27 protein-coding genes are annotated in these 22,653 nt (G+C 48.6%); 2 read left to right on the plus strand and 25 right to left on the minus strand.

Going from position 1 to position 22,653, the window contains the following annotated elements:
- Positions 1–60: 60 nt before the first annotated feature.
- The 6 genes from ACP26L_RS18825 to ACP26L_RS18850 form a co-directional block, all read right to left on the minus strand.
- On the minus strand, positions 61–582 hold the full coding sequence (locus tag ACP26L_RS18825) for a GrpB family protein (RefSeq protein WP_426445352.1): 522 nt from the start codon (positions 580–582) through the stop codon (positions 61–63).
- A gap of 367 nt (positions 583–949) precedes the next feature.
- Positions 950–1,321, minus strand: a complete 372-nt coding sequence (locus tag ACP26L_RS18830; RefSeq protein ID WP_426445354.1) for a helix-turn-helix domain-containing protein — start codon at positions 1,319–1,321, stop codon at positions 950–952.
- A gap of 580 nt (positions 1,322–1,901) precedes the next feature.
- Positions 1,902–2,183 (minus strand): hypothetical protein, encoded by a 282-nt coding sequence (locus ACP26L_RS18835; RefSeq protein WP_426445355.1) that lies wholly within the window; start codon positions 2,181–2,183, stop codon positions 1,902–1,904.
- Positions 2,161–2,373, minus strand: coding sequence for a hypothetical protein (locus ACP26L_RS18840; RefSeq protein ID WP_426445357.1), 213 nt, complete (start codon positions 2,371–2,373; stop codon positions 2,161–2,163). Before ACP26L_RS18840 ends, ACP26L_RS18835 begins: the two co-directional genes overlap by 23 nt.
- Complete coding sequence (locus ACP26L_RS18845) at positions 2,370–2,852, minus strand: ASCH domain-containing protein (protein ID WP_426445359.1); 483 nt, start codon at positions 2,850–2,852, stop codon at positions 2,370–2,372. Before ACP26L_RS18845 ends, ACP26L_RS18840 begins: the two co-directional genes overlap by 4 nt.
- Before the next feature lie 199 nt (positions 2,853–3,051).
- Complete coding sequence (locus ACP26L_RS18850) at positions 3,052–3,276, minus strand: hypothetical protein (protein WP_426445361.1); 225 nt, start codon at positions 3,274–3,276, stop codon at positions 3,052–3,054.
- 286 nt (positions 3,277–3,562) lie between these two features.
- Here ACP26L_RS18850 and ACP26L_RS18855 point away from each other — a divergent pair, with 286 nt between their 5' ends.
- Positions 3,563–3,964, plus strand: coding sequence for a VOC family protein (locus ACP26L_RS18855; RefSeq protein WP_426445363.1), 402 nt, complete (start codon positions 3,563–3,565; stop codon positions 3,962–3,964).
- A 1,146-nt stretch (positions 3,965–5,110) separates the two neighbouring features.
- Here the strand turns inward: ACP26L_RS18855 and ACP26L_RS18860 are convergent.
- The 9 genes from ACP26L_RS18860 to ACP26L_RS18900 form a co-directional block, all read right to left on the minus strand.
- Positions 5,111–5,575: a hypothetical protein gene (locus tag ACP26L_RS18860; RefSeq protein ID WP_426445364.1), complete on the minus strand. Its 465-nt coding sequence runs from the start codon at positions 5,573–5,575 to the stop codon at positions 5,111–5,113.
- A gap of 125 nt (positions 5,576–5,700) precedes the next feature.
- Complete coding sequence (locus tag ACP26L_RS18865) at positions 5,701–6,099, minus strand: Imm10 family immunity protein (RefSeq protein WP_426445366.1); 399 nt, start codon at positions 6,097–6,099, stop codon at positions 5,701–5,703.
- A gap of 84 nt (positions 6,100–6,183) precedes the next feature.
- Positions 6,184–7,254, minus strand: a complete 1,071-nt coding sequence (locus ACP26L_RS18870; protein ID WP_426445368.1) for an ankyrin repeat domain-containing protein — start codon at positions 7,252–7,254, stop codon at positions 6,184–6,186.
- A 253-nt stretch (positions 7,255–7,507) separates the two neighbouring features.
- The gene (locus tag ACP26L_RS18875; RefSeq protein WP_426445370.1) at positions 7,508–8,542 is read right to left on the minus strand and encodes an aminoglycoside phosphotransferase family protein; all 1,035 of its coding nucleotides are present in this window, start codon (positions 8,540–8,542) and stop codon (positions 7,508–7,510) included.
- Between the two features lie 237 nt (positions 8,543–8,779).
- Entirely contained in the window at positions 8,780–9,208 is a 429-nt protein-coding gene (locus ACP26L_RS18880; RefSeq protein ID WP_426445372.1) for a hypothetical protein, read from the minus strand.
- Positions 9,209–9,293: 85 nt separating this feature from the next.
- Positions 9,294–9,710, minus strand: coding sequence for a hypothetical protein (locus ACP26L_RS18885; protein WP_426445373.1), 417 nt, complete (start codon positions 9,708–9,710; stop codon positions 9,294–9,296).
- 490 nt (positions 9,711–10,200) lie between these two features.
- A complete protein-coding gene (locus tag ACP26L_RS18890) occupies positions 10,201–10,839 on the minus strand; it encodes a hypothetical protein (RefSeq protein ID WP_426445375.1) in 639 nt (212 codons plus the stop codon).
- 421 nt (positions 10,840–11,260) lie between these two features.
- Positions 11,261–12,133 carry an aldo/keto reductase gene (locus ACP26L_RS18895; RefSeq protein ID WP_426445377.1) on the minus strand — a complete coding sequence of 291 codons (873 nt, stop codon included), beginning with the start codon at positions 12,131–12,133 and terminating at the stop codon, positions 11,261–11,263.
- Between the two features lie 89 nt (positions 12,134–12,222).
- On the minus strand, positions 12,223–12,678 hold the full coding sequence (locus tag ACP26L_RS18900) for a MarR family winged helix-turn-helix transcriptional regulator (protein ID WP_426445379.1): 456 nt from the start codon (positions 12,676–12,678) through the stop codon (positions 12,223–12,225).
- 252 nt (positions 12,679–12,930) lie between these two features.
- Here ACP26L_RS18900 and ACP26L_RS18905 point away from each other — a divergent pair, with 252 nt between their 5' ends.
- Positions 12,931–13,473 (plus strand): alpha-hydroxy-acid oxidizing protein, encoded by a 543-nt coding sequence (locus ACP26L_RS18905; RefSeq protein WP_426445381.1) that lies wholly within the window; start codon positions 12,931–12,933, stop codon positions 13,471–13,473.
- 442 nt (positions 13,474–13,915) lie between these two features.
- Here ACP26L_RS18905 and ACP26L_RS18910 read toward each other — a convergent pair whose 3' ends face one another.
- The 10 genes from ACP26L_RS18910 to ACP26L_RS18955 form a co-directional block, all read right to left on the minus strand.
- Complete coding sequence (locus ACP26L_RS18910) at positions 13,916–15,160, minus strand: serine hydrolase domain-containing protein (RefSeq protein ID WP_426445383.1); 1,245 nt, start codon at positions 15,158–15,160, stop codon at positions 13,916–13,918.
- A gap of 13 nt (positions 15,161–15,173) precedes the next feature.
- Positions 15,174–16,037: a pentapeptide repeat-containing protein gene (locus ACP26L_RS18915; protein WP_426445385.1), complete on the minus strand. Its 864-nt coding sequence runs from the start codon at positions 16,035–16,037 to the stop codon at positions 15,174–15,176.
- Between the two features lie 11 nt (positions 16,038–16,048).
- On the minus strand, positions 16,049–16,378 hold the full coding sequence (locus ACP26L_RS18920) for a PadR family transcriptional regulator (protein ID WP_426445387.1): 330 nt from the start codon (positions 16,376–16,378) through the stop codon (positions 16,049–16,051).
- 297 nt (positions 16,379–16,675) lie between these two features.
- Complete coding sequence (locus ACP26L_RS18925) at positions 16,676–17,251, minus strand: TetR/AcrR family transcriptional regulator (protein ID WP_426445389.1); 576 nt, start codon at positions 17,249–17,251, stop codon at positions 16,676–16,678.
- Between the two features lie 32 nt (positions 17,252–17,283).
- Positions 17,284–18,495, minus strand: a complete 1,212-nt coding sequence (locus tag ACP26L_RS18930; protein ID WP_426445390.1) for a beta-ketoacyl synthase N-terminal-like domain-containing protein — start codon at positions 18,493–18,495, stop codon at positions 17,284–17,286.
- The gene (locus ACP26L_RS18935; RefSeq protein WP_426445392.1) at positions 18,492–18,896 is read right to left on the minus strand and encodes a hypothetical protein; all 405 of its coding nucleotides are present in this window, start codon (positions 18,894–18,896) and stop codon (positions 18,492–18,494) included. The genes ACP26L_RS18930 and ACP26L_RS18935 overlap by 4 nt, the downstream gene beginning before the upstream one ends.
- The gene (locus ACP26L_RS18940; RefSeq protein WP_426445394.1) at positions 18,884–18,991 is read right to left on the minus strand and encodes a serine O-acetyltransferase; all 108 of its coding nucleotides are present in this window, start codon (positions 18,989–18,991) and stop codon (positions 18,884–18,886) included. The genes ACP26L_RS18935 and ACP26L_RS18940 overlap by 13 nt, the downstream gene beginning before the upstream one ends.
- 267 nt (positions 18,992–19,258) lie before the next feature.
- The gene (locus tag ACP26L_RS18945) at positions 19,259–20,776 is read right to left on the minus strand and encodes a malate:quinone oxidoreductase (RefSeq protein ID WP_426445396.1); all 1,518 of its coding nucleotides are present in this window, start codon (positions 20,774–20,776) and stop codon (positions 19,259–19,261) included.
- A gap of 432 nt (positions 20,777–21,208) precedes the next feature.
- The gene (locus tag ACP26L_RS18950; protein WP_426445397.1) at positions 21,209–21,439 is read right to left on the minus strand and encodes a DUF896 domain-containing protein; all 231 of its coding nucleotides are present in this window, start codon (positions 21,437–21,439) and stop codon (positions 21,209–21,211) included.
- A gap of 185 nt (positions 21,440–21,624) precedes the next feature.
- On the minus strand, positions 21,625–22,623 hold the full coding sequence (locus ACP26L_RS18955; protein WP_426445399.1) for a type I glyceraldehyde-3-phosphate dehydrogenase: 999 nt from the start codon (positions 22,621–22,623) through the stop codon (positions 21,625–21,627).
- Positions 22,624–22,653 lie beyond the last annotated feature (30 nt).

Genomic DNA, 22,653 nt, shown 5'->3' on the forward strand with positions numbered 1-22,653 from the left:
GCCTAGGCAAAATACACTTCTGTCTTTGAACTAATGTTATCCGGTAGATGAACAACAAGGTTAGTTACTTTGACGAGTCTCTGCAAACCATGTTAGTGCAAGCTTCTCCATGTTCGTCACAAAGGCTTTCTTGGCTGGACTATATTCGCTTGTGTTTTCAAAGCGTTGAGCTAGTTCTTCCTTGAACCGGCTGTATCTGGCCACTTCCTCAGGATGACTTTTCAAATAATCCCTGAATATTAAATGCCTTTCGATTTGAGGATTGTCGGCTTGATAAAAATGGATGTGATGCGTTCTATTTTCTCCACCTTTGCGGAATAGCCTTCTTCCCGGAATGCCCCAGTCTCCGGCAGCATCATAGCCGAGGGAATGCATTTTATCGTTAAACAAATCAATAATACTAATGCTTTTCACAATACATATCATGTCAATGATAGGCTTAGCTTTTAACCCAGGAACTGAAGTGCTTCCAAAATGCTCGATTTGTAGGATCTCATCTTTGAATATCGACATCAGGAAGCCGGCTTCTTCTTGAAAAAGCCTATTCCAATCCTCGGTATATTCACTGAGTCTGACCTTCATAATACTCCTCCTACGAAACAGGTTATCGGTATATGTTCCATATACTCATATCCTACTGGTTTATCCTACCCCTTAGCACTCGAAAGCCGCCGATTCTCCAAGTCGGCGGCCTTCATGGGTTAATAATGCTATCACTCCCCGTTTAGCGTGATTCTCAATGATGACGTAGCAAGAAAAAATAGTTCAGCTGATCTCTTAATTCTAATTCTCTTTCAAAATCGAGTTTTTGATCGCCCTCAAATACATGCCCCCTTGGATTACAGCCAAGTACTTGTAATAACGACTAATTTATGATCCGTAAAGCAGATTCGTTTCACCCGTGATCAATGGCCCGCTGCCGCGGCAAGCTGGGTCGTAAGCAAAAAAATTACGCCCACATCCCCACAAAACCCAGCTCTCGTGAGCAGGAGAATGAGCGGCTGAAAGTGATTAAGATGCCATATATATTTAGAAATGCATTCTCCGCCCGAAGCCGTTCCTTTTCGTAGTCCATCTTCTTCATCTCGAGCTTCTGGTGATCTGCCTCCGCCAGCTCTTCTGGCGTCTTCTTTTGCCCCCGGCCATCTTTTAACGCATCCGGGCCGCCAGCTTCGAATTTCTTAACCCATTGATATACTTTCTGGTAGGAAGCCTGAAACTGGCCCGCTGTCTTATGATAGTCGTGCAGATTCGCCAGGCGGTAGTGAACGATATCGATCCTCTCATCCCATGTTGTAGAGCGACTCTTGGCCCCTCTCATGGTAAACCTTCACCGTTTGGAGTTTTCCTTGCTGCAGCAAGAAAACCGATTTTTCCAACTGAGATCTCTTCAAGGATAGCAAGTTTCTCCGAAGCACTATTTTACTTTAGACATGAAAAAGCTCCCCTTCTGCAGCAGGTTTTTATTTTTTTACCTGTCTACCGTATAGGGAGCTTATCATCATCTTAGCCAGCTGCCAGCTTTATGAACTACTCTGAAAATGGCTCAATATGTACAAGAACGGGTTGGCTCCATCTTCGTGTTTCATAACTGATTAAGTATTCTTTATTTTGATTAATCAACTTACTTATACCCTCCGGTAATAAAACACTGGTCTATCGTCCCTCATAATTCCGAACAAGAATACTTCTTTCATTTACCGCTATAACAGTCGCCACTTCTCCAGTATATGCCTTATGGGAATACCAAACAATCCCACTAAAAATGACTACAGTCAGAATAAAACTAATAATGGCCCTTTTCATCATCCTTAAATCCATTACCTCCATTATGACGTTAGCTTTACTTCAATTAAGAGGGTGCGACTTCCACAACCTGCAAATTATTATATCATCCACAGTCAGCGTAATTGAGTTACAGGCATTCTTAGGATCTGTTTGTACTTAATTCCCTTGTAGGGATATGTGATTTTTGCACTATCAGGGTTCCTTCTCGTTTCCTTCATAATTTTAGCAAGATAATCAACATTAACGCCTTGGCTGTTGGTTGACCAATTTTCCGAACTCATATAGACTCTGTGACTAGGTATTAGCAGGGGAGTAATTGGGTTCCCATCAATTGTTAGACCATTTAACTTAATACCTTCAAAACCTTGTAGTTCAATTTCTAATAACGTGATCATCCTTATCGCTTTCGTTGACTAACCTAAAACCATACTTCTGTTCGGTGTTAATTAGACTATGGGCAGCCGACTCCATCATTCCGTATGAGGCATCTATGGCGAGTGCATCCTTGGCTTGATTGAAGATGTAGTAGTAAGATATCCCCAAAATGATTCCGACTAAAAGGAATAATGAAATCCATCTTTTCAATACAGGACCTCCTGCTCAAAAACTACGGTAAACACTTCACAGAATACAGGCATTTGGTGGGAGAAGATATTCTTTGTACGCTTGCACTCCCTGGACAGATATGATTCATGCGCCATTCTCCAGTAAGACTGACTCAGATCTCCCTCTCCTTCCATTTTCGCGAATTCTTCATCTACCTCGATAAATGGTACTGTACGTGTATGAACAGTTTGGATAATACACCGGGGGATACCTTCCCAATTGGTCACGATGCTGTAATCTCCAACCTGTGGCAGAGGCTGTCCGTCATGCTCGAAAAACCAAGGTGAATAAGCAGTAGGCTTACGCCGCTGAAGAACTAATGATAGCAATCCATCCGAACTCTCTTTATTGTCTCCAAAACGAAAGACAAATTTATACGACCTGGGCTGTACCCCATTCTTTCTGCTGGTTTCTACGAATTTCTCCCACATCCTATGAACAGATGGGTCATAAGACATAACTGTCCCCCCAAAATCATTCTCAGATCTATACCAATAAGTACTATAAAGTCGTTGCTAGATATTATTCGATAATAGCGAATTTTCCCTTTGTAGGGAGAAGACCTCCTGTTAGTGCAACCACTTCAGCCGGTCTTTTGGGCCGGTTGAAGTCATGTTTTTGATTTAGCTATAATGGACCGATACACTCATTTGCCCATTATTTTGGGAGTTGGCTTGTCGAAACTTCGATTTTTCCTGATTCGTTTTTTGAGACATTATAAACCTTATTTTCACTTGAGATGTATATCCAGAGATCACCGACTGGAGTTACAGCAGTAGAGATCCCACCTTCGTTAATTGAAAAATCTCCACGAAAATTACTAGGGTACTCTTTTTCTTCCTTTGGCATTGTAACAAAAATGAGCAAAATAACGACGTTCACTATAACACTCAGAAATAAGGCTGAATACAGAGGCTTATTGTTCAAGATGCACCCCCAAAATAATAATCCCATCCCAACTAACGGTTCCCCTCTCAGTCTAAACGTATTATTTTGCAATTTAGTTGCGTTATTTGTACTGTTTGTATATGAACAAGGCAGCCGACCATGAGGGCTCCGGCTGCCTTACAGGAATGTCATACCTTGCGGTTGCTTTATAAGATTCGCTTCTGCTTCCAGAAGGAGTATAATAGGAGTAGGCGATAATATATTCCAGGAGGCTGCAGCCATGTCACAGGAGATTTGGATTAACCTGCCGGTCAAAGATGTTGAGAGATCAACTGCCTTTTTCAATGAGATTGGATTCAATGCGGTGAGCTTTGGTAACGAGAGAGCCAAGCTTGCCATAGGCCAAACAACGATTCTGCTGTTCCCGGATGCGGCGTTTGAGAAATTTACAGGTTCAAAGACCGCAGATACTTCCCATAGCGCGGAAGTAATATTTTCCATTGGCGCTGAAAGCAGAGAAGAAGTAGATGCCTTGATTCAAAAAGTAGAGTTTGCCGGAGGAAGCATCTTTGGCAAGCCGAGTGAAATTGACGGCTGGATGTACGGTGCAGGATTTGCCGACCTGGACGGTCACCGCTGGAACCTGCTGTACATGGATAAGAGCAAAATGCCGAAACGCTAATATGGAAACGCCGGTTACCTGCTTAAGGTCACCGGCGTTCTTTACACCCCATATAATCTCTTATCTTTCATCTAATCAATATCATTGCTTAGAAGGATAAATTTGTGAGTTAAACGAATACAAATCACCTGGGTTAGCTTAATCAACTTTACCAAAAAGGGGATGCCTCCACAAATCATCTGGAGGACATCCCCTTTATTACGTAGCACTTATATGTGCGTATGTTCTTTAGTGCTCTAAGTTATAGGTGAAGTAGTGTGATGACCAATGTATAAGATGGTACTCAGTTCTTAATCCTTTCTTAGCGGAAGAAAAGGCTGCGCTTGGGAAAATGCATCATTGACTTATTTTACTAAGAAGACATTACCTTATCCTTTCGGGTAACTCCAATGAAATCAGGGAGCAGCTGCCGCGCCACGGCGACCCTGGTCATTGAGCTATCGTCCCCCGCTACTTCAACGGCCCCATCACATCATTTAGATTGGGCATTTTTATTGCACACATAGAAGAAAAAAAAGAAATACGTGCACAATAAAAAAATAAGTCAAATTGAGTTGAGTTTCGAAGGAGTTTATTGCATGCTAAGAGACGTGTTAACTTATATTGTTAAGATGATTCTGTTAATGTCACCAAGTCTTATTTTACTTCGAATGCTTCTCATGTTATTTCCGAACACTGGGCTAGGGCTAATTGTAGCGTTGCCGTTTAGCGTTGTAATGAATATCGCTGTTGTAATATTAGGACTGACTGTAAGTAATAAGTTGAATCGATTTGGCTCAACCTTCATTTGGATAGTTGTTATCGTTTTAACAATGTTAATCACAGTAGGCATGTATCCGCAAGATGACGCAAGTAACATTTGGGACAAATGGGACAAGCGAAGCCAACCAGTTCCTCACTTCTAAGATGCCAATAACTTGAATGACTTCTTGCCCACGATTGATGATTTTAACTTCGAATTTGAGATTAGCTTCAGAAGAACAAGATACTGCAACTCCTTCTAAATCTTGGTTTCTCCGAACAACTAAATCATTCACATTAATCAACCCACTTCGTTAGTAACTAAATAACAGCAGCCGCGCGACAATCCTCGCCCTGGTTGTTGGACAATCGTCCCCAGATTGTTTAATGATGAACTTTTATTTTTTATGATTCTGGCGGTTCATTAAGTACCCATGGAATATTTGCTTCAAACTCTAACTGGATTGTTGGTTCAGGAAAATTTTCTGCGACCAATTCAAGTTTGTTTGTAAAACCAAACTTGATACCATCAACGATGTATAAATCTATCTCACGCCAATTTGTTGGGGGAACCATGCAATCTATTCCCTGAATAATTCGACCCACTACATGATACCAACCGTGATATAAGTGTGATCCATTCTCATTTCGGCAGCTCTCAAATATTTCGCCCACTTGTTTTATGGGGTCGATACCTAAAGAGTTAAGGAAAATTAACACGCTCTTAGGGATTGTTTCAAAAGCCATTACGTAATTTCTACAATATATACAACTACAAGCTTCAGCATGTGTTCGTTCGCTTGCATAATATTCACTTGTCTTATCGACATCAACTTCAATAATCCATCCAGCAATCGTAAATTGCTTCATATTTACCCCTCATTAAATGATGATAACTGCCGGTTATTTTCAGTGATAACGGCAGCCGATCATCTGGCCAGCTGCCATCGTGTCTCGTTGGACTACCGTTCCCCGCGAGCTTAATAGCACAATCGCTATATATCCGTACACTTCAGCGTCCCAGGCTCATTTTGAAACATAAGTTCAAGATGATTTCTTATGGATTGAAGTTGATCTATAGCGGCATGGAACCTAATTACGACATGATTGGGTACTCTGTGCACTTTGGCTGTTGTGTCATCAAGGATGATCTCCAAGGAGTCCCTACGCAATTTGATTTCTTTGATATCGCAGTAGTCTGAACAATCTTCTCTATTTAGGGTGATATGCACTTTATCAAGCCCTAGAGCCTTGTCTTGGTCATCACTCACTGTGGATCTCTGAAGAAGGATATATTCTTTTGTTTCAAATTCTTGATCGGCAAAACCAACCAGTACAACATCTATCTCTTCATCAACATTCGAATATAAAAAATGGGCGTTTTGAATGAACATGGGTATCCTTCACCTGATTTCCGCTAAATTTACGACTGCCCTGGACTATCGCTCCCAAAACTTCCGTGTTCCTAGTGTATAACATTATTGATAAAGTTCGTCGATCGGAAGACCGTCCAACACGATATCTACAATAATGGGTAGTTTTTTAATAAATTTGTTCCACTTCATGCCTCCATAAATGTACAATTCTTCATGCTCGACATCCAAGCTCCCTAAACATTTTTGGTCAGGGATCCAAATGACAAAACCAGTGCTGTTATAGCCCTCCACTTCTTTCGTTAAGTCGAGGAAAACTCTACCCTGCCACTCTATAGGCTTAACGTCAAAAATCGTTTCGAACTCGATGTATGGTGCGGGACAGGTCTCAGGAAGGTCAATACGACGATTTTCGGTTCCAAGCCACTTCATAATGTCAGATGGCAACCCCATTTTCTTGAGTTCTGCCGCCCTTTTATCCGCTTCATGCCAAATGGACGGTTCAAATTGCTTAATATACTCCATCATTTCTGTATTTTTATGCCGTTTCGCCTCCAGAAACGCACGATTCCCGTACTTATCCTTCATCGTCACGTCTGCGCCATGCTCCACCAAATAGGTAACGATTTCAAAGTGATTCCCATTCGCGGCCATTTGGACAGGAGTCGTACAGTACGGAAAGACTTGATCCGGGCCATTGAAATTGACATCCGCCCCATGTTCGACGAACAAACGGACCATTTCAAATTTACCGTCCCCAGCTGCAGTTCGAAGAGCATCCCCGCCATTCGATTTCAAATCGAAGCCCAGCTCAATTAATGCACGGACACCTTTATAATTCTTAAAAGCAAGGGCTCTCCAGAGAGCGGATGACTTTACATGATTCAGTGCATGGAGATCTGCTCCGTGCGCTAAGAGTTTTTCGAAAATCGCCCTATTCCCATATCGAGCGGCTGTAGTGATCACAGGTTCTTTTTTATCATTTATATTATCAATGCTGTAGCTGTCTAGGATATCGGAAGCCCAAGCTATTCGGTTAGATTCAAGTGCTTTCCCCAACACCTGAAACGGTAACACAGAGCCTTTGGGATAGTTGTATTTTTTCAGCGTATCCAAGAACTTGCTGTAATCGCCTTCCTTCAAATATTTTTGTACTTTTTCTAGAAAGTCCTTCATAAGCTCCCCCGATTTTGGAAGTAGTAGATTTTTTCATTATATCAGTAATCTGATCTATTATTGCGTTAATCTACCCGTTAGATTACCAAATTTGCCGAAAAAGGGATGCCTCCATCACATCATCTGGAGAGCATCCCGTTTTTTCATGTATCACTTATATGTGCACATGTTATTCAGTACACCTAATTTATAGGTGATGTGGTGTGCTGAGCTATGCATATGATGTAACTCAGTTTCTAATCCTTTCTTAGCCTTAGGTTAAGCAGCCAGATGTGACCGTCAAGGGTATGGTCTTTATTTCATAGATTTTTTGGAGAGTTTGAAAATGCTTTGTCTTCTCGTCATCAGCCTCTGTGTGGAGATACCCCTCCACAAGCCTGTACCCGAATAAGAGAAGGATGATCTCGTAGATACAATGATCGGCGATTCGGGACACATCCGCATACTCCGAAAAGCCTTTGTAATACATGGGGATGCATCGCTGGTAGTGTTCGACCATGTGGTCGATATCCGGTTCATCCGCGATCAGGCTTGCGAGATCCTCGCCTAGGTAGCCCCATCCGCTGGTATCCCAATCGATAAGCGCGAAATTCCCGTCAGCATAGATAAGGTTGGTTACCCAGAAGTCTCGGTGACATAGCACAAGGGGTAATTTTTCAATACGGGCGAATATCTCGTCTGCTTGCTCATCGATCTCGATGAGCATTTGCCGCACATGCAGCGGCAATTCGCAGTCATCCGATCTTATATAATCGTAGACGATAGGCCATGACCGGTAATGCAAATACGTCATCTTCATGAGATCAACCTGACTCAGGTTGGTCAGGCTCTGCAGCACGGCGGGTTGCTCCGCATACAGCCTGCCTTGAAAGCGCCCTAACTCCAGCGCGGCTTTTTCATACATTTCACCAGTCAAGTCTAAACCGGTTACGCCATCCATATATTCCAGCCACAGATGGTATTCATTAACTTCGGCATTGAACTCGGCATGATAACATATCGGCCAGCGAAGGGCTTCCGAGAAAGTCGCTCCCAAGTCAGACGAATAGAGATCATATTCCCGGCGCCATGAACCCGGATCTCCGTAACGCTCCCACTTCTTCTGTATTTTCAGTACGATACGGTACGACAATATTTCGCCTTCCCCGGTTTCGGCGGTCCCTGATACCAGGTACACATTTCCCACAGTTCCGCCCTGTAACGGCACAGTCTGGTAGTCGGCCGCGATGATATCCTTCTTGAACCTTTGGTTTAAGGCATAAATCAGCTCTTCGAGTTTAATATTCATTTATTCCTCCATCTCTTCTTAGTCGATGCGGTAGCGCGTATTATCCTGGACATACTCGTTATCATGTTACGGGCATAGATACCCATCTATTGAGAAGACGGCAGCTGTTATACCGGCTGTTTAGATGATTATATCAAACGTAATCCCTTATTTTGGGAAGAGTTTAGTTATAACTAATCTGACCGTTAACGTAATGAAGCTGCCGATCATGTGCTGGCAGCTTCCCAAGTGTAAAGTTCAAAAGTCGCCCCCGTACGCATACTTATTCCATTTTGACGTTACTGGAAATCGTTCGTTAGATGAGCTCATGGCACAAACCTGCTTGCTGTCTGTAAAGACTGCTCTTACCGATAGTGGTTCCCCGTTATTGTCAAAGGTTAAGTTGACGTGTCCTGTGCATACACATCCATCATCGTATTCCCCTTCAACATCGCTAAAGGAAATTAAACCAAATCCGTCTTGTTCCAGATTTTGCTGGATCGTCTCTAGTTCTATATGATGTGTGTAAAAGTCGGACGCCACATCCAAATCTTTTGCGATAACCCCGTTTAGGAAAGTAGTTATCTCCTTCTCAACAAAAGCTTTACTTAGAGGAATCCGGAAAATTGTAAAAAGTGCCAGTAACATTACGGAGATACTAAATCCTATCTGAATTGCCTTCTTCACTTTGAACCTCCTTCCCCTTTAAAGCTAGAAATCGATTCAAATCACCCAAAGTAGAGCGGCCATCGTAACAGTAGCAAAGGTCATTTTAATTGGTGAAGATTATCTTCCTTAACCCTTCATTTATACCCTCAGGTATGATGTAAGACTGCTCACTGGTTGCTGTATCAACAAGTAATCCTTTTTGCCCTTCTTCGTCCACGATGTTCAATATATATTTCTTTTCACTACCATCCTCAAATGTTACAGTCATATGGAACAAGCTAAGATAATCAATTAATTCCAACACTTCGCTTGCTTGCTTTATTGCTTCTTGAAAAACTTCTATATCGTCAGGGCTGTCAAAAATTTTTTCTTTAAACGCCGGCTTCTTCTCTGCTCTTTCCCAAACATCAGTACTTGTTAATTTAATTGATGTGATTTTATCCTCGGAGTCTTTCTCAGTACAACCAACAATTCCACAGAACAACACGAATAGTAACCCATATATCATTAATTTGCTCAAATTTTAATGATCTCCCTACTTCGTTTAGTTTCGAACGGCGATTTGCTCCCTTAATTAACTCAAGTTAGAAACATGGGTGATTCATATCGGGTATATACCCGCATTGTTGTACTAACCGATCCTGGAGCATTTGAGCGTGTTTGGATTTACCTACAAAAACCCATGCGTATGGTTGGTATTTTGTTGTTGAAACATTCTCCGCTAACTTGACTCTAACATTCCAACCTATTGGGGAGTATAATAATCCTCCAAACAGCAAAACACCAATAAATAATGTAATAAGGATATGCTTTATTATACTCATCACCTAACACTTGTATTTTTCATGCTAGTCCTGCTGTTCCAATATTAACATATTTCTCCACACACCTGCCCGTTACTTCAACGAAAAATGAAGCAGCTGCCGCGGTGGCAAACTGCTCCTGGTTGGCTCTAAACTAACGGTCAAGGATAGTAAAATGAAAGTCTAAGAATAAGTACCGAACGGCGTTCACTTGAGCTGGTATTGCGCTTCGGGCTTCAGAATATCATCGCCCTCGATGATTTGATTTTTTAAATCTCGCAAAGAGTTGATCTCTTGCCTGAGGATATGGTTCAACTCCTTCAGGTCGTCGGAACCATCAGTGAAATCGGCATCGAGGTACTGAGCTGGAACCTGCATATTTTCTATTTTGATGTTGTACATATGATCGTCCATGACGATCAAGCCTGCATAAAGATTGCCCACAATCTCTATGGAACCGTGATTGTAATATCCATAGACGGCATCGCGGATGTGGGCGTCTCCGTTGATATAGATTTCAGAGCCGCCGGAGAGGATGTTGCGAGCAGTGACATTGCCCTGCACCAGAAGCAGTGGGCCACTGTCCATGTTGGTGTTCAGCACGTTACCCTCAATAGTCAGATCACCCAGAACAACCAGACCATTTAATTCCCAGTTTCCCTCAGGAGCCAGGTGTTCGAGTTCTTCCCAATCGAGCGGCAGATGCTGATTCAACACCAGTGGTCCGTTGCTGACCAGGAATCGACTCTCGGGATCAAAGAAATAGTCATCAAGGTGCGAAGGCAGTGAAAAGATTTGGTGTAACTGTACTCTGGCGTTCAGACTTTTAAATGATTCAACGATCATTTTCCCCTCTGAAATGTACTCATGAAGTGAATTCATTTTTGTTTCTTGAACCTCATCATTTGAGCTACTCATTATTGATCGAACCCCCCACAAAAATAGTAGTATCCTTGATTCAATTCAAGATAGTAAACCCATTCAATTATATATTGTTTTTTGGAAGAATGCTTTCGTTCCTGCTTTTAAGAGCTTGAGTTACCAGCACTATGATAAAGAGCCCATATGACTTGTGTATACCACTCGACCAGCCCCTGCCTTCTTTGCCGTGTCAATCGCGGTTTGAGGCTGCTGAATACCGTGCGGGATATCATCTTTGCTTATACACGAACCGTCATACCGTTTCTAAATTGCATATTGGGAAAAGAAGCGCCGGCGATCTCCTGTTCTGGTATCGCATCTTCAATTTCCCTGACATCCTCTTCAGTCAGATGAATATGAAGTGACTGCAAAGCTTCTTGAAGATGAGCCGCGATACGGTACCGATAAGCGGTATGATGTCTTGGCCTTTGGATAACAACCATGCAAACGCCAATTGGGATAACGTCATTTGCTTTTTTGCGGCGATCCCGCCCAGCTTTTGGGCCAAGACAACGTTTTTATTTATATTGTCTTCAAAAAACAACGGAACGTAACCGCCTTTGCTCTTTTGGATTCGCTCGTCTGTCCAATGGCCGGCAAGAAGACCATGAGCCAACACCCCAAAAGCAACAACGCCGATACCCAATTCCCTCGCAGTCGGCAAAATCCCTCTCTCGATGCCTCGGTTAAAAAGCGAGTATTTGACTTCCACCCAGCTGATCGGATGCGTGGCATGCGCTCTTCTCAACGTCTCTATGTCGACCTGGCTGACTCCAACCTGCCTGACATAGCCGGCTTGAACCAGTTCGGAAATGGCACCGATCGTTTCTTCAACAGGGATACCCAGATCGATTCTTGCGGGCTGATAAAGATCAATATAGTCAAGATTGAGGCGTTTGAGCGAATAGGCGAGAAAGTTCTTAACATGATGCGGGGAGACATCCAGTCCGTACAAGTGGCCGCCCGGCGTATTCAATGCCCCAAACTTCAGCGATATAAAATAATCATCCCTTTTATACCCCTTCAGTGCTTCGGCGATGACCATCTCGCTTTGCCCTGCACCGTAAAAATCCCCTGTGTTGAGATGATTGATTCCACTCTCAAAAGCGGCATGAATGGCGGCAATGCCAGCACTTTTGACAGCTTCATTGACATTTGACATATGACCGCATCCCAGTCCGATTCTGGATAGCTCCAGTTTGTTTTGTTGATTATTCATTAGGACCATCTCTTAAACTTTATTAAACTTAAATTATGTAGCCTTCTACCTATTTGTATAAAAAAATATATAAATAGATGACAAATGCATCACTTCGGCGGCTGTTTTTGAACATTTTCAAAAGCACGGGTCAGCAGAGAAACAAACATGGCTTTTTCGGCATCAGACATCCCTTGCGTAATCAAATCTTCAGATTTCGAGAACGCATCACTCCTCTCGCTAAGAAATTGTTTGGCTTTATCTGTGATATCGATACGGAGGTTTCGTCCGTCGGCAGGGTTGCTGCTGCGCGTGATAAATCCGGATTTCTCCAGACCATTCAATAAGTTTGTCACGGACGGACCGCTTAGGGCCATCGTTTTTTCAAGAAACTTTCGGTTGATCTCTATACGTTCTTCTATGGATTGATGAATATGCGATAGGAGAATCGCTTGTGAGCTGTTCAAGCCATGATCCTTCAGAAGCTGGTCGATGATTTCCCGGACCCGCTGCGCGATCAGCTTAATGTATAGGCTATAGGGGTACATGTCGTAAATGCCTGGCATAAATTTCTCCCTCCATTCATGTAGATGTCTACACTATAAATGGGTTTTTTAGCTGTGTCAATTACGAAAAGCCTACAGGGGTGAAACTCCATATCTCAAGCAAATATCCCCGTTCTGAGCTCATATAATACTGTGGAGGGATGTTATGAACTTCGGAACCCGGATCCGGATGATGCGCAATCAAGAATATCTCCTAAGCAAAAAAACTCCCGATCGCTTTTGAGCAATGGCAGGAACGGGCACGTCAAATGCTTGGATGAACGGGTATTTTACTATGCGGCTGGCGGTGCGGGCAGCGGGGCTGCTCTGAGAGCGAACCTGGAATCGTTTGATCATTGGCGGATTACGCAAAGGTTGTTTGAGGATGTTTCCGTTCGAAGTTTGAAGGTGCCCCTTCTCGTAAAAGGTGTCCTTCATCCCGAAGAGGCTTCCGATCTGATGGATTGCGGAGCGGATGGCATCATCGTCTCCAATCACGGTGGACGCCACCGGGACGGAGCAATCTCTGCTTTGGATGCATTGCCGGCTATCGCTGAGAAGGTCGGAAGTCAAATACCCGTTCTATTTGACAGCGGCATCCGGCATGGCGCGGATATTTACGAAGCGCTGTCGTTAGGAGCCAAAATGGTCTTCTTCGGCAGGCCCTACATCTATGCTTTGACGCTGGCCGGAGAATCCGGTGTGAGACGGCTGCTTGAAAATATTATTGCCGATTTTGACCTGAACCTGGGGATTTCCGGAGTTCGCGATGTCCATGCATTAAACCGGAATTGTCTTGTACGCAGTAACATGTGAGATGAGTCTGAGTTTCAACTCCAGCTTTAATTGGCCCACCTGCGCTGCTTGTAACGCAAATTTGGCGTTTCTCATGAAACTCGCAAGTCATGGAGCGCTGAGCGTCGTGGTCGATCGCCGGGATCGGCTGGAGTTCCTGCCGGATCCCCAGATATAGTAGAGACCGAGCGTACAAAAGGGAACGCGATTACTATGTTCTAAAGTCAGCCGTGCCCCTGCAGGGTTCAAACTTGCCGTTACACAGGGTACGGTTCTCCGTACCGCTATAGAACGAATGGCCTGAAGGATGCATTGGGTCTAGAGAGCGGCTTCCGATATTCCAACCAATTGGAGCGAATGCACCTGAAGCCTAAAAGCTTTCGCGTCACATCTTGGTTCATCTCCAAAAAGGCCGAGAAAATTCACCGGCCTTTTTTTAATCGATCAACAAAGGCCGGCCCTGTCAGTCTTCGATGGCCTGGTAGACGGTGGTCCAGAAGTCGTGGATCAGCCGCGCTGAATCCGGAGTGGACATCCCGACCTGGGTGAGCAGGATGCCGATGAGCTGGTTGTCCGGGTCGGCGTAGGTCGAGGTGCCGCTCCCGCCGTCCCAGCCGAACTGGCCGATGGACGCGTAGTCCCCGCGGTAGGTGCGCACCGCCATCCCGAAGCCCCAGCCGCCTTGCTGCCCTTGGCCGAATGACACATGGACGTTGCTGCTGGCCATGGCGTGTCGAGCGGCTTGCTGCTCGGGCGTGAGGCGGCTCGTGGTCATCAGCTGGACGGCTGGCCGGGATAGGATCCGTTCCCTCCCGTGCATTCCGTGATTCAGCAGCATCTGGAAGTAAGCGTGGTAGTCGTCGACGGTGGAGGAAAGACCGCCCCCGCCGCTCTGGAACGCGGGAGGCTGGCTGTGGCGTCCCCCTTTGGCTTCGTCCCACACGATGAATTCTCCGGTCTGCGGGTCGGGGGCATAGAGGGGCGGCAGCCGGTCGATCTTGTCGGCGGGCACGTGGAAGCCGGTGTCCTTCATGCCCAGGGGGTCGAGGATGCGTTCGCGCAGGAATGTCTCGAATGGCTGGCCCGTAACCCTGGCGACGAGCACGCCCAGCAGATCGCTGCTGATGTGGTACTGCCAGCGCTCTCCGGGCTGGTGCATCAGCGGAAGCGTGCCAAGGCGGCGCATCCACTCATCCGGCCCCGGCATCGGCTCCGGCAGATTGGGCGTGAGCCCCTGCTCGAAGATCGCGCCCATGATCGGAGTGCCCAGCAACGTCATATCCATGCCGAGTCCGAACGTGGAGGTCAGCAGGTCCCGTACGGTGATCGGCCGCCGCGCGGGAACGGTATCGTCGAGCGGGCCGTCGATCCGCTTCAGCACCCGCCGGTCGGCGAGTTCGGGCAGCCACGTCTCTACGGGGTCGTCAAGCCGCAGCCTGCACTCGTCGAGCAGGATCATCACCGGCGCGACCGCGACCGGCTTGGAAGTGGACGCCATCCGGAAGATCGTGTCCCGGCGCATCGGCGCGCCGCCGTCATGGCACATCGTGCCGAGCGCTTCGACGTACGTCTCGCTGTTCCGGCTGATCAGGGCGACGAGCCCAGGAATCTTCCCGGACTCGACGTGCCGTGCCAGTACATCGCGCATTCTGCGCAGCCCTGCTTCGGAGAAGCCGCCGCTGCTTTGTCCCGCTGGACTCTGTTCCATTAGGTGTTCCTCCTTATCGAACGGTAACCTTGGACAAATCGGCCTCCATGCCATTCAGCGCGGCATAGGTCAGCTTATCCATGAACGCACCGTCAAAGCTGACGCTTTTGATGGCGCGGTAATACTTCTTGGACAACAGGGCCCCTTGGAAAGACACATTCTTAAGCGTCGCTCCCTTAAACGAAGCTTCGTTCAACGCCGCTTTGTCGAACTTGACGCCGATGAAGGTTTGGCCGTCAAGACGCAGCCCGGTCAAATCGGTATTGGTGAAGTCCACCCCGTCAAAAATACAGTGTTCAAAGACGGTTTTTCTGAGATCGGTCGCAGTCAGGTTAACGTCGGTCAGGTTGACGCCCAGGAATTTGGTTCCGGCCAGCGACGACTTGCTGAAGTTGGTGCGCACAAGGATGGATTGGTTGAAGCTCGCATTCGCAAGGTCAAGGGCGGACAGGTTACAGTCGGTCAGGTTTGCGCCGTCGAAGCGGGCATCCCGCACGTCGCTGCTGGCAAACGAGCTGCCGGTCAAGTCAGCGTTCGTGAAGTCGGAGCCTCGCAGCGCGCTGGATGTAAATTTCCCCTTATGCGCGGTAACGCCCGCAAAGTCGCTTTTCGACAGGTTGCTCCCGCTAAAGTTCGTCACCACCTGCCGTTCCAGCGAGCGGGATAGGTTAGCGACCTCCCGCACCGTCTGCTCAATGTCTCCGATGCTGTCAATGGTCATCTCAAATGCAGTTTCATCGTCCTTGCCTTCGGCTTTGAGTTCACGGAACCGCTCCTGCAGATCGGAGAGCAGGTCGGCCTTTAATTCGGCGGCGCTTTTGATCCCGTCGTAAGGTGCGAACACACGGTTTAAATAGCTGTTCAATCTCTCATTCATACCAAAGCCCCCTACAATAAGTTTTCAAGCACGCGTTTGGCATACTCCCAGTTGCTTTTGTTCCGGGCGTATGTATTCTTGCCCCTTTCGGTAATCCGAAAATATTTGCGGCGTCCGCCCTGCGATTCATCGCCCCAATACCACTCGATGTCGCCGTCTGCCTCCAGCCGCCGGAAGCTGGAGTACATCGTGGCTTCCTTTAGTTCATACTCGCCGCCCGAACGCTCGGCAATCAGCTTGACAATCTCGTAACCGTAACGGTCCGCTTCGGACAAGAGCCGCAGAATCATCGTATCCGTATGTCCGCGCAGCAGGTCGGATGTGATCTTGTTCTCACTCATTCAATCACCTCCATACTTGCATGATAAGACATATTACTGTTACAGTCAAGGTACTATTTTGAATTTATTACTTTGTCTAAAATAAATGATGTGTTCATCCCTAATAAAAAATCGCGAAGAGCGCATTTCATTCGATCAAGCTTTCATTATAGCTCTAAGAATGGATGCCTGACACAAAAAGCCGGTCATCTGGACTTAGATAACCGGCTTTCTGCTGATCATTCCTTAGCGAACAGTTTGTCATATCAAAAAGAGGAGCAGCCGTATGCGGGCCCGCCCCCCTTCCCTATCCATGAGCTATACACAGACTCCGCTCCTGCCGTCCGATTCGGCTTTCATCGCGCAGGATTTCTCTTCTTCCTCCGAATCATAGAAACCGCTCAGCTCCGGCATCTCCATGACGTCCGAGATGGCGATCAGGAAGCCGACTCCCACGAAGCGGCTGGCTTCCGCCTCGGCCTGATCGACGCCCGCTTCCCTGAACTTCTGGATTACCGTCTCATGGATCATCCGGTACTGCCCCTTGACATGCTTCCGGATCTCCGGCTCGGCAATCGCATGGGCCTGCATTGCGAGCAGAATCTCACTGCGGTGCGCGCTCATGACCCGGCTGAAGACACAGCCCATCGCATGCTTCAGGCGTTCGGGCGTTTCCTCTACTTCGGCGAACGCTTCATTGATCCGGAAGCAGGCTCTGCCGATGACCGTCTTGAACAGCTCTTCCTTGTTCGCAAAAAAATGAAACACATACGGCTGCGTCACCCCGGCCGCTTTGGCGACCTGACCGGTCGTCGTCTTGTAATAGCCGTTCTCGGCAAAGATCGCCACGGCCTTCTCGATAATACGTTCTTTCTTGTCTTCCCGCACCGCCATGACGTCATTCCCTTCCGCTCTTCTAAGGCCGGTTAGCGGATCACCACCGCGCTGACGGTTCCCGACATATCCTGCGCGGTCAGCAGGGCGGGCTTGCGTTCCCCGCTCTCCCTCCGTACCGGCTGAATCGAGAGACCGAGCGGCGACTGGGCGGGGACGGTCACCCTTGCCCCGGCAGTGGCCGGTACGATTCCGGATACCTGCGAACGCACGGCGGCGAAAAGCTGGAACAAGCCGCCGGCACCGGCGGTCTCGCCGGTCACCCCTTTGACGGCGGTGATGGGTGTCCGCCAGCCGCCGAAGACCGATTGCAGCGCCTCGGACTCCGGGCCGTCCAGGGAAGCCTGGCCGCTGGCACCGGAGACTACGAGGCCGACTTCGCTTGGATGGGCCTCGGCCTTGTCGAGCGCCTCGCCGATGACCCGGGTCAAGCTCATCTCCCGCTTGGCCGCTGAGCGGCCCGCAGCGCAGCCGGACGTCCAGGACGCGAGCTGCGCCTGGATCCGGGCCCCGCGCGCCTCCGCGAAGGAACGGCGTTCCAGCACGACCGCTACGGCCCCCTCGCCCGGAGTAATCCCTTGGCTGGAGGCGTCGAAGGGCCTGCCGGTCTCATCGGTAGGAGCGGCAGGCAGGGCCCCGGCCATCGTGTAGATGCCGAGCAGCTGCCGGCTTACTTCCTCCGTGCCGCCGACGAGGATACAGTCCGCTTTGCCCCGGCGCAGGAGGGTCATCGCATAGCCGAGAGCGTCGAGTCCCGCGCACGCTCCGGTGGATATGGTCGTATTGCACGCTCTTGCCTGCAGCCGGATGCCCAGCAGGGCGGCCGGCGCATTGACCAGCAGATTCGGTGCTTCCATGGCCGATACCGCTCGCGGGCCTTCCGTCAGCAGCGTCCGGTCGTACAGATCGGCTGTATGCAGATTCGCGTAGTTACTGCCCACCACGATGCCGAGCCGGTCGGGGTCCACTGCATCACCCGTCAGACCCGCTTCCTCCGCCGCCACATCCGCTGCGGCGAGCAGAAAGCGGGAGGCGCCGTGAACGAACCGCAGGCCTTTGGTGCCGAGAATGGGCACCAAATCATCCTGGGGCACGCGGATCGTGCGGTGCCCGCTCTCTGCGTCCGGATCGCCGGAATGGTACCGGCCGCTTTGAATCGCGTCCCACAAGGAATCGCTGCTAACGCCAAAGGAAGAAACGGTACCGATCCCCGTCACGACCACTTGATCTGTCCCCTTGTTCATTCGGGAGCACCTCCCAGCAGGATTGTCGAGATATTGCCTCCGAAGGCGAAGGCATTGCTCATGGCCACCGCCACCGGCATGGTTTGTGCCTGGCCCGCCACCGTATTGGGCAGGCAGTCCGGATCAGGGGTCTGCACATTCATCGTGGGCGGAATGACCCCGTTATGGACGGCCAGTGCGCAGGCGACCGCCTCGATCGCGCTGGCGGCGCCCATCGTATGGCCGAGCATCGATTTGATCGAGCTTACGGGGAGGGTCTCCGCCAGAGGGCCGAAGGTCCGGCGGACGGCGGCCGATTCGGTGGAATCATTGGCGCGTGTCCCCGTGCCGTGGGCGGAGATATACGAGATGTCGGCTGGCCCGAGCCCCGCATCCTCCATCGCCCGGTTCATGGCCAGCATGGCCCCGGATAACACAGGATCACCTCGATCACATGCCTTGCCGCCGGGTCCCGTTGGAGTACGGCCGACAAGTCCCGCCTAACCATTCGAAACATAATTCGTCTCCCTTTTTTGTAATTGCTGCTATATAGAATTAGGATAAGCTTCCACGCCCACCGGGGCTATATCCCAAATGGGATAGCTGATGGAACGGCTATCTAATGAAATTCCACGGAATGGGACAGGCTAACGGATATCGGGCGCGCCGCGGCAGTGAAGCTTGTCCCCATGCAGGGGTGGGAACATAAAAAAGGGATTCGCATGAATGCGAATCCCTGTCCCTGGCCGGCAAGGCTTTGGTCAAATGAAATATTTCACTTACTTTAAGATACAGTGCGGCGTGCTCTTTCTACCGGCTGATCTTCACTCAAACCGAGTGTCCGCGACGTGGTCGTGTGAATCTCGTGGATCATCTCCGGTTTTTTGAGCAGCGATACGCCATAAGAAGGAATCATTTCTTTGAGTTTTGGCTCCCAGGCTTTGATCTGCTGCGGGAAGCACTTGTTGATGACCTCCAGCATAACGGAGACCGCTGTGGATGCACCTGGAGAAGCGCCGAGCAGTGCGGCAATCGAACCGTCGGCGGCATTGATCACTTCCGTACCGAATTGCAGCGTTCCTTTGCCGGCCGCCGTATCTTTGATAATCTGCACGCGCTGTCCTGCTACAAGCAGATCCCAATCCTGGCTTTTGGCATTCGGAATGAACTCACGCAGCTCTTCCATCCGCTCTTCTTTCGACAGCATCACTTGTTTGATCAGGTATTTGGTCAATGCCATATTCTTAGCGCCCGCCGCGAGCATCGTAGTGAGATTATGCGGTTTGACGGATGTTACCAGATCCAGCATGGAACCGGTTTTTAAGAATTTGGGCGAGAAGCCGGCAAACGGTCCAAAGAGCAGCGACTTTTTGTTATCGATAAAACGGGTGTCCAGATGCGGAACGGACATCGGAGGAGCACCGACTTTCGCTTTGCCGTACACTTTGGCATGATGCTGCTCTACAACCTCCGGATTCTTACATACCATGAACAGGCCGCTTACCGGGAACCCGCCAATGCTTTTCCCTTCGGGGATACCGGATTTCTGCAGCAGATGCAGGCTGCCTCCGCCGCCGCCGATAAAGACGAATTTGGCGGTATGCCGTTCAACGGAGCCGCTGCTCACGTTTCTTACTTTCAATTCCCAGGATCCGTCGCTTGCGCGTTTGATATCATCCACCTGATGGTTGTGCTGGATCGCGACATTCTTACTCTTGAGATGGGCAAACAGTGTACGTGTCAAAGCGCCAAAGTTGACATCTGTTCCAGAGTCTACTTTGGTTGCCGCAATAGGTTCCTGCGAATTCCGTTCTTTCATCATGAGAGGCATCCACTCCGCGAGTTTCGCCGGGTCATCGGAGAACTCCATGCCTTGGAACAGCGGATTGGCGGACATGGCTTCAAACCGCTTCTTCAAATACGTGACATCCTTCGCCCCTTGGACAAAGCTGATGTGCGGCAGCGGCATGATAAAGTCCTGTGGATTGCGAATCAATTTGCTTTTCACCAGATAAGACCAAAACTGCATGGAAACCTGAAACTCTTCATTTACTTTGACCGCTTTGCTGATGTCCATGGAACCGTCCGGTTTTTCGGTCGTATAGTTCAACTCGCATAATGCCGCGTGCCCCGTACCTGCATTGTTCCATTCGTTGGAGCTTTCTTCACCGGAGGTGGGCAGCTTCTCAAACACTGTAATTTTCCAGTCCGGAACCAATTCTTTGAGCAGCGTGCCCAATGTTGCGCTCATGATTCCGGCACCAATTAAGATCACGTCTGTTTTCGTTTGTCGATTGCTCATGTTAACCTTCCTTATACCTCAAGATTTGTAGAAAAGGTGTAAGCACTCCTGCTGGAAAACTAAATCTATTTATTTACTAGTATATGATAGTTATAAGCCGTTCGACAAGAACTGCCGCGCCGAAGCGCAGCATTTCGACAGCTGCCTTTGTTTTGTCACACATATATGAAAATACAGTAGTTTATATCGGCGAGTCAACAAAACATTATTAATACCTATGATATAAGCTTTTTATACCCAGGCCTCTGTGCCCCTATTTTGTACTCTTTTCCCTTGGCGATCTAAACCGAAAAGCCTCTTCATGACGGCACTCCGATGGTACTTCCATCTTATGTAGGATTTGAAGGTTTCGTTAATCATGGGCAGCGGCCGGAACGCCCCTCAAAACGCAAGAAAAGCCGCGATCTCCGCGGCCTTTCGTCTCTTTATCCGTCATGGGTTCAGACGTGTCTTCACTTCGATCAGCTTCGAAGGAGTGACATCATTGCCCTCCGCATCCACGACAGAGATGCCCAGCATGGTCGTGGCTACCTGCCCGCGGATCAACCGCAAATAATCCTGCCGCAGCACCGTCCGTTCGGCTTTCTCGGCAGCTGTCAAACCTTCGCTGCGGTCTTTTCTGCTCAGTTCGTTGATTCGGTCAAGAAACGGAATCATCGTCATCGTCTTCACCTCATTCTGTATTGGTGGGAAATGGGATACCCGAGTGCATTGTATTATGTCTTTAATTAAAGATACATGATATCAAGACAATTGTCAACTCCTCCCTCCTAACCCTTAGAATAGAAGGACTATCGGCTCCGGCCCATGGAACAATCAACCGAAGCGATAGCCCTTCTCCTCTCTATTTACTTTGCAGCCAAATAAGCGGCCACTTCCGCCAGGCGTGATGCGTAGCCCCACTCATTGTCATACCAGGCGGCAACGGATAAGATCTCTCCCTGCTTTTGGGTCAGCGGCAGATCGATGATCGAGGAATGGGAATCGCCTACGATACGGGAGGAGGCCCACTCGCCTTCGAGCACGTCGAGCACACCCTTCAGCTCCCCTTCCGCAGCGGATCGGCGGAACAGATCGTTGACCTCTTCGGCCGTGCAAGGTTTGTCCGTAACGAGATTCAGCTCCGCTATGCTTCCTGTACGGGTGGGAATCCGATACGCCTTGCCGGTGATTTGCAGATCGTTCCAGATGAACTTCAGGGCTTTGGCTGCTCCCGAGGAAGAAGGAATGATATTCTCGGCGGCGGCCCAGGAATCCCGCCGGTCCTTCATCGGCTGATCCGTTAACGACTGCGTATTCGTGTAGGAATGGACGGTCGAGAACAAGCCGTATTGAATGCCATAATGTTCCTTGATCAATTTGACGACAGGTGCCAAAGCATTCGTCGTGCAGCTGGCCATGCTGATGATCTTGTGCTTCTCCGGGTCGAAGGAGTCCAGATTGATTCCCTTCAGCAGGACGGCATCGCAGTCCTCCAGCGTTTTGCTGGGCCCGCTGACGAGAACACGCCGGGCTCCGCGGTTCAGATGGGTTTGAGCGACAGCCCGTGTCACGGCTCTTCCCGTGCAGTCGATGACCAAACTCACCCCAAGGGCTTGCCAGTCCGGAACTTCCTTGGAGGAATTGATGAACCGGATCGTCCGGCCGCCGATCCGGAGGGAGCCTTCCTCCCCGGATACGGGTTCGTGCCAGCGTTTGTAGTTGGTATCGACCTCGAACAAAGCGGCGAGTGTGCCTTCGTCTTTAATGTCCGAGATGGATACCGGGACGAACAGATCATTCTGCAGCGCCACCCGCAGCAGCTGTCTTCCGATGCGTCCAAAGCCGAATATCGCGATATTGCTCATGAGCTCTCCTCCGTCTCTTCTCTTTGTGTA

The organism is Paenibacillus sp. S-38 (assembly GCF_049942825.1).
In the GTDB taxonomy this organism is placed as follows: domain Bacteria; phylum Bacillota; class Bacilli; order Paenibacillales; family NBRC-103111; genus Paenibacillus_G.